The sequence below is a fragment of the Pseudomonas ceruminis genome, from assembly GCF_021602025.1.
Classification (GTDB): domain Bacteria; phylum Pseudomonadota; class Gammaproteobacteria; order Pseudomonadales; family Pseudomonadaceae; genus Aquipseudomonas; species Aquipseudomonas ceruminis.
Genome location: NZ_BQHW01000012.1, coordinates 148,185 through 160,021 on the forward strand (window position 1 = coordinate 148,185; position 11,837 = coordinate 160,021).

Annotated in this window: 12 protein-coding genes, 4 tRNA genes and 1 rRNA gene; all 17 read right to left on the reverse strand. The window is 57.4% G+C overall.

Annotation, left to right across the window (positions count from 1 at the left end; translation table 11 throughout):
* Nucleotides 1-3 precede the first annotated feature (3 nt).
* Nucleotides 4-4,077 (reverse strand): DNA-directed RNA polymerase subunit beta, encoded by a 4,074-nt coding sequence (gene rpoB / locus L6D80_RS15870; RefSeq protein ID WP_054903726.1) that lies wholly within the window; start codon nucleotides 4,075-4,077, stop codon nucleotides 4-6.
* Nucleotides 4,077-4,247, reverse strand: a complete 171-nt coding sequence (locus L6D80_RS15875; RefSeq protein WP_156042686.1) for a hypothetical protein — start codon at nucleotides 4,245-4,247, stop codon at nucleotides 4,077-4,079. The genes rpoB and L6D80_RS15875 overlap by 1 nt, the downstream gene beginning before the upstream one ends.
* Before the next feature lie 49 nt (nucleotides 4,248-4,296).
* On the reverse strand, nucleotides 4,297-4,662 hold the full coding sequence (rplL, locus tag L6D80_RS15880; RefSeq protein WP_003255496.1) for a 50S ribosomal protein L7/L12: 366 nt from the start codon (nucleotides 4,660-4,662) through the stop codon (nucleotides 4,297-4,299).
* Nucleotides 4,663-4,740: 78 nt separating this feature from the next.
* Entirely contained in the window at nucleotides 4,741-5,241 is a 501-nt protein-coding gene (gene rplJ / locus L6D80_RS15885; protein ID WP_016392128.1) for a 50S ribosomal protein L10, read from the reverse strand.
* 197 nt (nucleotides 5,242-5,438) lie between these two features.
* Nucleotides 5,439-6,134 carry a 50S ribosomal protein L1 gene (gene rplA, locus L6D80_RS15890; protein ID WP_054903727.1) on the reverse strand — a complete coding sequence of 232 codons (696 nt, stop codon included), beginning with the start codon at nucleotides 6,132-6,134 and terminating at the stop codon, nucleotides 5,439-5,441.
* Complete coding sequence (gene rplK / locus L6D80_RS15895; protein WP_003255500.1) at nucleotides 6,134-6,565, reverse strand: 50S ribosomal protein L11; 432 nt, start codon at nucleotides 6,563-6,565, stop codon at nucleotides 6,134-6,136. The genes rplA and rplK overlap by 1 nt, the downstream gene beginning before the upstream one ends.
* 119 nt (nucleotides 6,566-6,684) lie before the next feature.
* A complete protein-coding gene (gene nusG / locus L6D80_RS15900) occupies nucleotides 6,685-7,218 on the reverse strand; it encodes a transcription termination/antitermination protein NusG (RefSeq protein WP_003255501.1) in 534 nt (177 codons plus the stop codon).
* A 9-nt stretch (nucleotides 7,219-7,227) separates the two neighbouring features.
* Entirely contained in the window at nucleotides 7,228-7,596 is a 369-nt protein-coding gene (secE, locus tag L6D80_RS15905; protein ID WP_054903728.1) for a preprotein translocase subunit SecE, read from the reverse strand.
* 44 nt (nucleotides 7,597-7,640) lie between these two features.
* A tRNA-Trp gene (locus tag L6D80_RS15910) sits at nucleotides 7,641-7,716 on the reverse strand.
* Nucleotides 7,717-7,770: 54 nt separating this feature from the next.
* Nucleotides 7,771-8,964: an elongation factor Tu gene (gene tuf, locus L6D80_RS15915; protein ID WP_013970626.1), complete on the reverse strand. Its 1,194-nt coding sequence runs from the start codon at nucleotides 8,962-8,964 to the stop codon at nucleotides 7,771-7,773.
* 78 nt (nucleotides 8,965-9,042) lie between these two features.
* Nucleotides 9,043-9,118, reverse strand: a tRNA-Thr gene (locus L6D80_RS15920).
* 29 nt (nucleotides 9,119-9,147) lie between these two features.
* Nucleotides 9,148-9,221, reverse strand: a tRNA-Gly gene (locus tag L6D80_RS15925).
* Nucleotides 9,222-9,245: 24 nt separating this feature from the next.
* Nucleotides 9,246-9,329, reverse strand: a tRNA-Tyr gene (locus L6D80_RS15930).
* A gap of 145 nt (nucleotides 9,330-9,474) precedes the next feature.
* The gene (locus tag L6D80_RS15935) at nucleotides 9,475-9,900 is read right to left on the reverse strand and encodes a hypothetical protein (protein WP_054903778.1); all 426 of its coding nucleotides are present in this window, start codon (nucleotides 9,898-9,900) and stop codon (nucleotides 9,475-9,477) included.
* A gap of 7 nt (nucleotides 9,901-9,907) precedes the next feature.
* The gene (locus tag L6D80_RS15940; protein ID WP_176517031.1) at nucleotides 9,908-10,657 is read right to left on the reverse strand and encodes a pantothenate kinase; all 750 of its coding nucleotides are present in this window, start codon (nucleotides 10,655-10,657) and stop codon (nucleotides 9,908-9,910) included.
* Nucleotides 10,647-11,606 carry a bifunctional biotin--[acetyl-CoA-carboxylase] ligase/biotin operon repressor BirA gene (gene birA, locus L6D80_RS15945; protein WP_054903779.1) on the reverse strand — a complete coding sequence of 320 codons (960 nt, stop codon included), beginning with the start codon at nucleotides 11,604-11,606 and terminating at the stop codon, nucleotides 10,647-10,649. The genes L6D80_RS15940 and birA overlap by 11 nt, the downstream gene beginning before the upstream one ends.
* A gap of 155 nt (nucleotides 11,607-11,761) precedes the next feature.
* Nucleotides 11,762-11,837, reverse strand: a 5S ribosomal RNA gene (gene rrf, locus L6D80_RS30545); the annotation flags it as partial.

Genomic DNA, 11,837 nt, shown 5'->3' on the forward strand with positions numbered 1-11,837 from the left:
GTGTTATTCGGTTTCCAGATCGATATCGATACCGAGCGAACGGATCTCTTTGATCAACACGTTGAAGGACTCGGGCATGCCCGGCTCCATACGGTGATCGCCATCCACGATGTTCTTGTACATCTTGGTACGGCCGTTCACGTCGTCCGACTTCACTGTGAGCATTTCTTGCAGGGTGTATGCCGCGCCGTATGCTTCCAGCGCCCACACTTCCATCTCCCCGAAACGCTGACCACCGAACTGCGCCTTACCACCCAGCGGCTGCTGGGTAACCAGGCTGTAGGAACCAGTGGAACGCGCGTGCATCTTGTCGTCCACCAAGTGGTTCAGCTTGAGCATGTACATGTAACCAACGGTCACAGGACGCTCGAACTTGTTGCCGGTGCGACCGTCGAACAGCACCATCTGGCCGCTCTCTGGCAGGTCCGCCAGCTTCAGCATGGCCTTGATCTCACGCTCCTTGGCACCGTCGAAGACCGGGGTAGCCATAGGCACACCTTTCTTCAGGTTGTTCGCCAGGGCGAGGATCTCTTCGTCGGTGAACTCTTCCAGGTTCTCCTGACGACCACCGATTTCGTTGTAGATTTCGGTGAGGAAGCCACGCAGCTCAGCTGCCTTGCGCTGCTCTTCGATCATCCGGTCGATCTTCTCGCCCAGGCCCTTGGCCGCGAGGCCCAGGTGGGTTTCAAGGATCTGACCGACGTTCATACGCGAAGGTACGCCCAACGGGTTCAGTACGACGTCGACCGGCGTACCGTTGGCGTCGTGCGGCATGTCTTCGACCGGCATGATCACCGAGACGACACCCTTGTTACCGTGACGACCGGCCATCTTGTCACCCGGCTGGATGCGACGGCGGATTGCCAGGTAGACCTTGACGATCTTCAGTACGCCCGGAGCCAGGTCATCGCCCTGCTGCAGCTTGCGCTTCTTGTCTTCGAACTTGTCGTCCAGCAGGCGACGGCGATCGACGATGTACTGCTGAGCCTTTTCCAGCTGCTCGTTCAGTGCATCTTCAGCCATACGCAGCTTGAACCACTGGCCGTGCTCCAGACCGTCCAGTACTTCGTCGGAGACCACGGTGCCTTTCTTCAGGCCCGCACCACCGTCGACCACCTGGCCGTTCAGGGCTGCACGCAGACGTTCGAAGGTAGCACCTTCGACGATGCGGAACTCTTCGTTGAGGTCCTTGCGGATCTCATCCAGCTGCATCTTCTCGATGGCCAGGGCGCGGCTGTCGCGCTCAACGCCATCACGGGTGAAGACCTGTACGTCGATGACGGTACCCTTGGTGCCGGTCGGCACGCGCAGGGAGGTGTCCTTAACGTCGCTGGCCTTCTCGCCGAAGATCGCGCGCAGCAGTTTTTCTTCCGGCGTCAGCTGGGTTTCGCCTTTTGGCGTTACCTTGCCGACCAGGATGTCGCCAGCGCCCACTTCGGCACCTACGTAGACGATACCCGCTTCGTCCAGCTTGTTCAGTGCGGCTTCACCCACGTTCGGGATGTCCGCAGTGATTTCCTCTGGGCCAAGCTTGGTGTCACGCGCCACACAGGTCAGTTCCTGAATGTGGATGGTGGTGAAGCGGTCTTCCTGGACCACACGCTCGGACAGGCAGATGGAGTCTTCGAAGTTGAAGCCGTTCCACGCCATGAACGCGATGCGCATGTTCTGACCCAGCGCCAGTTCACCCATGTCGGTGGACGGGCCGTCGGCCATGATGTCGCCACGCTGCACCTTGTCACCTTTGCTCACCAGCGGACGCTGGTTGATGCAGGTGTTCTGGTTCGAGCGGGTGTACTTGGTCAGGTTGTAGATATCTACACCTGCTTCACCGGTTTCGACTTCGTCGTCGGCAACGCGCACGACGATGCGGCTGGCGTCGACCGAATCGATCACACCACCACGGCGAGCAACCACGCAGACACCAGAGTCACGGGCGACGTTGCGCTCCATGCCGGTACCGACCAGCGGCTTGTCAGCGCGCAGGGTAGGTACAGCCTGACGCTGCATGTTCGAACCCATGAGTGCACGGTTGGCGTCGTCGTGCTCAAGGAACGGAATCAGCGAGGCAGCAACGGAAACAACCTGCTTCGGCGAAACGTCCATCAGGGTGACGTCTTCCGGCGCCTTGACGGTGAATTCGTTCAGGTGACGGACCGCTACCAGCTCATCGATCAGCTGCTTCTTCTCGTTCATCGCGGCCGAAGCCTGAGCAATGACGTGATCGGCTTCTTCGATCGCCGACAGGAACACGATGTCGTCGCTGACCACGCCTTCCTTCACCACACGGTACGGGCTTTCCAGGAAACCGTACTGGTTGGTGCGGGCATAGGCTGCCAGGGAGTTGATCAGACCGATGTTCGGACCTTCAGGGGTCTCGATCGGGCACACACGGCCGTAGTGGGTCGGGTGTACGTCACGGACTTCGAAGCCTGCGCGCTCACGGGTCAGACCACCTGGGCCAAGCGCGGAGACACGGCGCTTGTGGGTAATCTCGGAGAGCGGGTTGTTCTGGTCCATGAACTGCGAGAGCTGGCTGGAACCGAAGAACTCTTTCACCGCCGCCGCAACCGGCTTGGCGTTGATCAGGTCCTGCGGCATCAAGCCTTCGCTTTCGGCCATCGACAGACGCTCTTTGACCGCACGCTCGACACGCACCAGGCCAACGCGGAACTGGTTCTCGGCCATCTCACCGACGCAACGTACGCGACGGTTACCGAGGTGGTCGATGTCGTCGACGATGCCTTTGCCGTTACGGATGTCGACCAGGGTCTTGAGGACCTCGACGATATCTTCCTTGCTCAGCACGCCCGAACCTTCGATCTCGGTGCGACCGATACGACGGTTGAACTTCATGCGGCCAACGGCGGACAGGTCGTAACGCTCGGCGCTGAAGAACAGGTTGTTGAACAGGGTCTCGGCGGCGTCCTTGGTTGGTGGCTCGCCTGGACGCATCATCCGGTAGATCTCGACCAGCGCTTCCAGTTGGTTGCTGGTGGTGTCGATCTTCAGGGTATCCGAGATGAACGGACCGCAGTCGATATCGTTGGTGTACAGGGTCTCGATGCGGACGACCTGAGCCTTGGCGATCTTGATCAGCAGCTCGGTGGTCAGCTCGGTGTTGCACTCGGCCAGGATCTCGCCGGTAGCTGGATGCACGATGGCCTTGGCAGTGGTGCGACCCAGGACATATTCCATTGGAACGTCCAGCTGGTTGACACCGGCCTTCTCGAGCTGGTTGACATGGCGCGCGGTAATACGGCGGCCTTGCTCGACGATGACCTTGCCGCTGCCGTCATGGATGTCCATGACCGCAACTTCACCACGCAGACGCTGAGGCACCAGTTCCAGGCTCAGTTTTTCGCCGGAAATGTGGAACACGTTGGTGGTGTAGAAGGTGTTCAGGACCTCTTCGGTGCTGTAACCCAGCGCGCGCAGCAGTACCGAGGCCGGCAGTTTGCGGCGACGGTCGATACGCACGAACACGCAGTCCTTCGGGTCGAACTCGAAGTCCAGCCAGGAGCCGCGGTAAGGAATGATGCGAGCGGAGTACAGCAGCTTGCCGGAGCTGTGCGTCTTGCCACGGTCGTGGTCGAAGAACACACCAGGCGAACGGTGCAGCTGGGAAACGATCACACGCTCGGTACCGTTGATAACGAAGGTACCGTTCTCAGTCATCAGGGGGATTTCACCCATGTAGACTTCTTGCTCTTTGATGTCCTTGATCGCTTTGTTCGACGATTCCTTGTCGAAGATGATCAGGCGCACCTTGACCCGCAGTGGGACCGCGAAGGTCACGCCACGCAGGACACATTCCTTCACATCGAAGGCGGGCTCGCCCAGGCGATAGCCTACGTACTCCAGGGCAGCATTGCCGGAGTAGCTGATGATCGGGAATACCGATTTGAAGGCCGCGTGCAGGCCGACGTCGCGGAACTGATCCTTGGATGCTCCCGCTTGCAGGAATTCGCGATACGAATCCAGCTGGATGGCCAGGAGGTAAGGCACATCCATGACGTCCGGCAACTTGCTAAAGTCCTTGCGGATACGTTTTTTCTCAGTGTATGAGTAAGCCATCAGCGTTCCCCAGCTTGGTCACCTGCTTGTTTGGCTTCTCCCGGCGGGAGCAGCCAGAAAATCGTGCAAACCCCTTGGTTTGCGCCACCCACATGGGTGTCTTGCAGCTTGTTATCGGGGCCGACCTGATCGACCACCAATAACGGAAAAAGGCCGGTGGCATAAGCCACCAGCCATCAGCCTTCGCTCAACGCTCCGGCTGGAGTCGCAAAGTCGAAATTACTTCAGCTCGACTTTAGCGCCAGCTTCTTCCAGCTTCTTCTTAGCGTCTTCAGCGGCTTCTTTCGAAACGCCTTCAGCTACGACCTGAGGAGCGCCATCGACTTTCTCTTTGGCTTCTTTCAGGCCCAGACCGGTCAGTTCGCGAACGGCTTTGATCACGTTCACTTTCTTGTCGCCGGCTTCAACCAGAACAACGTTGAACTCGGTCTGCTCTTCAACAACGGCAGCAGCAGCAGCTGGGCCAGCAGCGGCAACAGCAGCGGTAACGCCGAAGGTTTCTTCCATTGCTTTGATCAGCTCAACAACTTCCAGAACGGTTTTCTGGCCGATTGCTTCGATGATTTGTTCGTTAGTCAGAGACATGACTTAAATCCTGTATTGGGGTGACAGCCTACGCAGCCATCAAATTAAACGTATGATTTTGAAAGAGTTCCGCGTGCCTTAGGCAGCGGTCGCTTCTTTCTGGTCGCGAATGGCTGCCAGAGTACGAGCCAGCTTGCTGGTAGCGCCTTGGATCACGCTCATCAGTTTCGCAATAGCTTCGTCGCGGGTCGGCAGGGTAGCCAACACGTCGATCTGGTTCGCTGCAATGAAATTGCCGTCAAACGCAGCTGCCTTGATCTCGAACTTGTCCTGACCCTTGGCGAACTCTTTGAACAGACGAGCAGCAGCGCCCGGGTGTTCGTTGGAGAAAGCGATCAGGGTCGGGCCTTTGAACGCGTCGTTGAGGATCGAATACTCGGTGCCTTCAACTGCGCGCTTGAGCAGGGTGTTACGTACGACACGTACGTAAACGCCAGCTTCGCGGGCCTCTTTACGGAGTCCGGTCATTGCGCTTACAGTCACACCACGGGCATCGGCCACGACAGCGGACAGAGCGACTTTGGCAGCCTCGTTGACTTCAGCGACGATGGCCTTCTTGTCTTCGAGTTTAATTGCCACGGGTTTACTCCTGGTTTTTACCGTTTCATCTGGCCGAAGCCGGATGTCGTTTTGGTGTCTGATTCGGTAACGAATCGGGAGCACCATCTGCGTAGGCTTGTGGTTTAAGGCTTGCGCCGCCTACGGTCTTGGATAGCCCCCGCCAGGCAGGGACCCCAATTTTTGCTGGCAACGCGACAAGTCGCGCTGCCATGGTCTTACGCGTTCAGCGAGCTCTGATCGATGACCAGACCTGGGCCCATGGTGGTGCTCAGGGTAACGCGCTTGACGTAGATACCTTTCGAGGAAGCCGGCTTGATACGCTTCAGATCAGCGATCAGGGCTTCAACGTTTTCCTTCAGCTTGCCAGCTTCGAAGCCGACCTTGCCAACGGAGGTGTGGATGATACCGTTTTTGTCGGTACGATAGCGAACCTGACCCGCTTTGGCGTTTTTGACAGCGCCAGCGACGTCTGGAGTCACAGTACCAACTTTCGGGTTAGGCATCAGGCCGCGAGGACCCAGAACCTGACCCAGCTGACCCACAACGCGCATGGCATCAGGCGATGCGATGACGACGTCATAGTTCAGGTCGCCGGCTTTCATTTCGGCAGCCAGATCGTCCATACCTACGCGGTCAGCGCCGGCGGCCAGAGCGGCTTCAGCAGCCGGGCCCTGGGTGAAGACGGCAACGCGAACGGTTTTGCCAGTGCCGTGTGGCAGCACGGTAGCGCTACGGACGACCTGGTCGGATTTACGTGGGTCAACGCCGAGGTTGACGGCAACGTCGAAGGATTCGCTGAACTTCACGGTGGACAGTTCGGCCAGCAGCACGGCTGCTTCTTCGAAGTTGTAAACTTTGCCAGCTTCGATTTTCGAAGCAATGGCCTTTTGGCGCTTGGTCAGCTTAGCCATTACACACCCTCCACGTTCAGGCCCATGCTGCGGGCAGAGCCAGCGATGGTGCGTACAGCAGCGTCCAGGTCAGCAGCGGTCAGATCAGCCTGTTTAGCCTTGGCGATATCTTCCAGCTGAGCGCGGGTCACGGTACCGACTTTAACGGTGTTCGGACGGGCCGAACCACTGGTCAGGCCAGCAGCTTTCTTCAGCAGAACCGAGGCAGGGGTGCTCTTGGTTTCGAAGGTGAAGCTACGGTCACTGTAAACAGTGATGATAACTGGAGTCGGCAGACCGGCTTCTTGACCCTGAGTACGGGCGTTGAAGGCCTTGCAGAACTCCATGATGTTCACACCGTGTTGGCCCAGTGCTGGACCAACGGGTGGGCTTGGGTTGGCCTGGCCGGCCTTAACTTGCAGCTTGATGTAAGCCTGAATCTTCTTAGCCATGAGCTACTCCAAAATCGGGTACGAACGCCAGATGGCTCCCCGGATGACTTGCGTTTTATCCCAGTGACGACAAAACCCCGCAGCACACAGGGCTGCGGGGTATGGGATGCTTCGTCCGCCTAGACCTTTTCGACCTGGCTGAACTCGAGCTCCACCGGAGTAGAGCGACCGAAAATGAGTACCGCCACCTGGAGGCGACTCTTTTCGTAGTTAACCTCTTCGACACTACCATTGAAGTCAGCGAACGGACCATCAATGACTCGAACCACTTCACCCGGCTCGAACAGCGTCTTCGGCTTCGGCTTGTCGCTACCGTCGGCAACGCGACGCAGGATAGCCTCAGCTTCTTTATCGGTAATCGGCGCAGGCTTGTCTGCGGTACCACCAATAAAGCCCATCACACGAGGGGTATCCTTGACCAAGTGCCAAGTCCCTTCGTTCATCTCCATCTGGACCAGAACATAGCCAGGGAAGAATTTACGCTCACTCTTGCGCTTCTGGCCGTTGCGCATTTCGACGACTTCTTCGGTCGGAACCAAGATCTCGCCGAAACCGTCTTCCATGCCAGCCAGCTTGACGCGCTCGATCAGGGAGCGCATTACATGCTTCTCGTAACCCGAGTAAGCATGCACAACATACCAACGCTTAGCCACGGGACACCTTTAGCCAACGATCAGGGAGACCGCCCAGCCGAGCAGGGAATCAAGACCCCACAGCAGCAGTGCCATAACCAACACGACAGCCACGACAATCAGAGTGGTCTGGGTGGTTTCCTGGCGGGTCGGCCACACGACTTTACGAATCTCGGCACGAGCTTCCTTCGCCAACGCAAAGAACGACTTACCCTTCGCGGTCTGCAGGGCAACAAAGCCTGCGACTGCAGCCAGGGCGAGAAGTGCAAGGACGCGATACAGGATTGGAGAGGCGGAGTAATACTGATTACCCACAACACCAACAACAACCAAAGCCACTACAGCCAGCCACTTGAACAGATCAAAACGCGATTCTTGGGCTTCAGTTTTGGGAGTCATCGGGGAGGATCCTGTAAGAAGAAAGCCAATCACACCGAGGTGAATGGCAGGTCAGGAGGGAATCGAACCCCCAACCTACGGTTTTGGAGACCGTCGCTCTGCCAATTGAGCTACTGACCTTTAACGCTGTATCAGGCCGGCCATTATACCGGCCTGATCAAGTAAATCAACTACTTATTCAATAATTTTTGCGACAACACCGGCGCCGACGGTACGACCGCCTTCACGGATAGCGAAGCGCAGACCGTCTTCCATTGCGATGGTCTTGATCAGGGTAACAGTCATCTGAATGTTGTCACCTGGCATTACCATTTCAACGCCTTCCGGCAGTTCGCAGTTACCGGTCACGTCAGTGGTACGGAAGTAGAACTGAGGACGGTAGCCTTTGAAGAACGGAGTGTGACGACCGCCTTCTTCTTTCGACAGAACGTAGACTTCTGCGGTGAACTTGGTGTGCGGCTTGACCGAACCTGGCTTGACCAGAACCTGGCCACGCTCAACGTCGTCACGCTTGGTACCACGCAGCAGAACGCCGCAGTTCTCGCCAGCACGGCCTTCGTCCAGCAGCTTGCGGAACATCTCAACACCGGTGCAGGTGGTGGTGGTGGTGTCACGCAGACCAACGATTTCCAGCGGATCCTGAACGCGGACGATACCACGCTCGATACGACCGGTAACAACGGTACCACGACCCGAGATCGAGAATACGTCTTCGATCGGCATCAGGAACGGCTGGTCAACGGCACGAACTGGCTCAGGGATGTAGGCATCCAGAGTTTCTACCAGCTTCTTAACAGCGGTAGTGCCCATTTCGTTGTCGTCTTTGCCTTCCAGCGCCATACGAGCCGAACCGATGATGATCGGGGTGTCGTCGCCTGGGAAGTCGTAGGTGGACAGCAGGTCGCGAACTTCCATCTCGACCAGTTCCAGCAGCTCAGCGTCGTCTACCAGGTCAGCCTTGTTCAGGAAGACCACGATGTACGGAACGCCAACCTGACGGGACAGCAGGATGTGCTCACGGGTTTGTGGCATCGGACCATCGGCGGCCGAGCAAACCAGGATCGCGCCGTCCATCTGGGCAGCACCGGTGATCATGTTCTTCACGTAGTCAGCGTGACCTGGGCAGTCGACGTGAGCGTAGTGACGAATGTTCGAGTTGTACTCGACGTGAGCGGTGTTGATGGTGATACCGCGCGCTTTTTCTTCCGGAGCCGAGTCGATCTTGTCGAACTCAACGACTGCCGAACCGAAAACTTCGGAGCAGACGCGAGTCAGAGCTGCGGTCAGAGTGGTCTTACCGTGGTCAACGTGGCCGATAGTGCCGACGTTAACGTGGGGAAGGGAACGATCAAACTTTTCCTTAGCCATCGATACAATCCTCCGCAGAAGAAATAGTCTTGCACTGATAAAACAAAGGCAGATATTTTCATATCTGCCTTGTTTATATGGAGCTCTTGAGCGGACTTGAACCGCTGACCTCACCCTTACCAAGGGTGTGCTCTACCAACTGAGCTACAAGAGCGAAACACTTTTTGCAAAAACCAGCAAACTTGGAGCGGGTAGCGGGAATCGAACCCGCATCATCAGCTTGGAAGGCTGAGGTTCTACCACTAAACTATACCCGCGGAGCCTGCAGCTCTCGCTAAAACTGGTGGAGGGAGAAGGATTCGAACCTTCGAAGCTCTCGCAACGGATTTACAGTCCGTCCCCTTTGGCCGCTCGGGAATCCCTCCTGCTTTGTGGGCGGCATTCTCAACTCTTGCCGTCCTGTTGTCAAGCTTTTTTTCAATTAAATCTTGAAGTTAGCTACTTTGACAACCGCTTCCAGCGCCACCACCTGAGTGGTGTTCCCTGTGAAGCGGGCGCCATTCTATCAAGCTATTCACCAGTTGCAATACCCTGGCAGAAAATAATTTTGTGTTTTAAGTCTTTGAAATCGTTGGAAAGACTGGCGAGTACCGCTTCGTCCAGCAAACGCTCGCTTTCGGGGGTTATCTTGAGCCAGAAACCATCGGCACCCGGCAGTTGGCCGGCTACCGGTAGCGCGTTGATATCCAGGCTCAGCAAGCGCTGGCGCAGTGCGCCCAACTGCTCTTGACCAGCAAAGCCACCTACTACAAGGCATTCATCACGACGCCGGGGCGGCGCCGAGACGCCCGCCTCACGCAACAGGCGGATTTCCTGTTGATTACCTTTGTATAGCGACAGTGGAGCGACATCCTTGGCTTTCAGCGGGGCTTCCTGTTGGTGCCATACGTAGTAGAAGACGTTAAGCACCAGCAATAGCAGAAACAACCAACGCATAAGCACCTCAGCCCAATGGGCAAGCCATTGCCAAACCAACGAATACCAGGTCAGGAACTACACGCGCTTGCGGCGCAGCTTCACGTACCAGGGGAGCATCACCGCCGGTTAGGAACACCGTGAAGTCCTCGCCCCACAAAGCGCGCGCCTGCTCGAGTTGAGTGCGAGCAAAACCTTGTAGCATCAGGACACAACCCCGCTCGACCGCCTCGACGGTGGAGCGCCCCGGGGCCAAGCTGGTCAATGCTCGCTCGGCGGAGGCATCGTCATAGCGGATACGGCGCGTATGCGTGCGCAGCTGGCTGCGCATCAGCGGCATACCCGGGCAAATATACCCGCCAAGATGCTCGCCATTCGCCGACACGAAATCTGCCTTCGCGGCAGTGCCCAGATCGATCACCAGGCACGCCCGCTTTGCCAGGTGATACGCACCTAGCGCAGCGAGCCAACGGTCCATGCCCAGTCGTTGGTAGTCTTCGTAACCGTTGCGAACCCCGGCCATTTCCTGGGCAGGCTGCGCGACGCGCGCTTCTACGGAGAACGCCTGGGCAATCAATTGGCAAAGCGCTGCCGTCTCTTCCTCGCTGCGCACACTGACAATACGGCAACCGCCAATGCGCAGTGAAGCCAAAGCACTCACCTCGGCCACCAGAGCCTGGTCCGAATCCACGATCCCGCCACCCACGATCGTCGCGTCGGCAGCATGAATTACACGCCATTTGATAAAGCTGTTACCGCAATCGAGCTCAAGAATCATCACGCAACCTCAAACTGAGCTCACCACCGCTGAAGCTCTTTTCCACACCGTCGACCTCAAGTCGCAAACCACCCTGCCCGTCCACACCCAGCACTACGCCCTGGATCTGGGTACTGCCGGCGATGAGCGAAACGTTTTGCCCTTGCCACAGGTGCGCCTGCTCCCACTCCTCCTGGAAAGCAGCAAAACCATAGCGGCGATGACGAGCCAACTCATGCTGCAGCTGCTGGCTAAGCACCGCGACCAGGCGATTACGGTCAATTGTGCAACCAAGCTCACGCCGTATCGAGGTCCATTGCTGGTCTACCTGATCGTTGGTCTGCATATTTACGTTAATGCCGATACCCAGAACGACGTGACATACGTCCGCCGGATCACCCACAAGCTCGAGGAGAATGCCGGTTATCTTCTGACCGCGGACAAGCACATCGTTTGGCCACTTGAGACCCACATCCTTGACACCGAAACTTTGCAGTGCACGCATTACAGCCAACCCGACCACAAGGCTCAGCCCTTCGAGCTGCCGCATGCCACCGTCGACCCGCAATACCAGGCTGTAATAGAGATTTTCTGCGAACGGGCTCACCCACTGGCGGCCGCGCCGTCCGCGCCCAGCACTCTGGCGCTCGGCCAGGACCAGAAATGGAGCGACCTGCCCCTCGGCCACAAGGCGGAGCCCTTCAGCGTTAGTCGAATCAATCGCTTCATGGATGAATACGGGCCACTGCTCGCCCGCGGCAAACTCGGCAATAGCCTGTGCCTCGAGCAGGGCAAGCGGCGCCGCTAGCTGGTAACCGCGCCCGCGAACCTTGTGAATAGTGAGGTTCAGTTCACTTTCCAGGTGCTGCAGCTGCTTCCAAACGGCACTGCGACTCACCCCAAGGGCTGCCCCCAAGGCTTCGCCGGAATGGAACCGGCCATCCTTGAGGAGATTCAACAACTTCAGCATGCCAGTCTCGACTTGGAATAAGGCTGGCATGATAGCTAGGGGTAGTGAGCTTGCATAGGAAAAGGGCAGCCTGGAATGGCCACAAGCAAGGTGTTTTTCGCCTTGAAAGACAAAACCCCTACCTGCTCGCGCAGATAGGGGTTTTGCGAAATGAATCTTGACGATGACCTACTCTCACATGGGGAAACCCCACACTACCATCGGCGATGCATCGTTTCACTACTGAGTTCG

What these genes read in the sequence shown, in the direction of transcription:
- rpoB (WP_054903726.1), bottom strand. Translation starts at nt 4,077, where the DNA reads ATGGCTTACTCATACACTGAGAAAAAACGTATCCGCAAGGACTTTAGC.
- rplL (WP_003255496.1), bottom strand. Translation starts at nt 4,662, where the DNA reads ATGTCTCTGACTAACGAACAAATCATCGAAGCAATCGGCCAGAAAACC.
- rplA (WP_054903727.1), bottom strand. Translation starts at nt 6,134, where the DNA reads ATGGCTAAGCTGACCAAGCGCCAAAAGGCCATTGCTTCGAAAATCGAA.
- rplK (WP_003255500.1), bottom strand. Translation starts at nt 6,565, where the DNA reads ATGGCTAAGAAGATTCAGGCTTACATCAAGCTGCAAGTTAAGGCCGGC.
- secE (WP_054903728.1), bottom strand. Translation starts at nt 7,596, where the DNA reads ATGACTCCCAAAACTGAAGCCCAAGAATCGCGTTTTGATCTGTTCAAG.
- tuf (WP_013970626.1), bottom strand. Translation starts at nt 8,964, where the DNA reads ATGGCTAAGGAAAAGTTTGATCGTTCCCTTCCCCACGTTAACGTCGGC.
- L6D80_RS15935 (WP_054903778.1), bottom strand. Translation starts at nt 9,900, where the DNA reads ATGCGTTGGTTGTTTCTGCTATTGCTGGTGCTTAACGTCTTCTACTAC.
- L6D80_RS15940 (WP_176517031.1), bottom strand. Translation starts at nt 10,657, where the DNA reads ATGATTCTTGAGCTCGATTGCGGTAACAGCTTTATCAAATGGCGTGTA.
- birA (WP_054903779.1), bottom strand. Translation starts at nt 11,606, where the DNA reads ATGCTGAAGTTGTTGAATCTCCTCAAGGATGGCCGGTTCCATTCCGGC.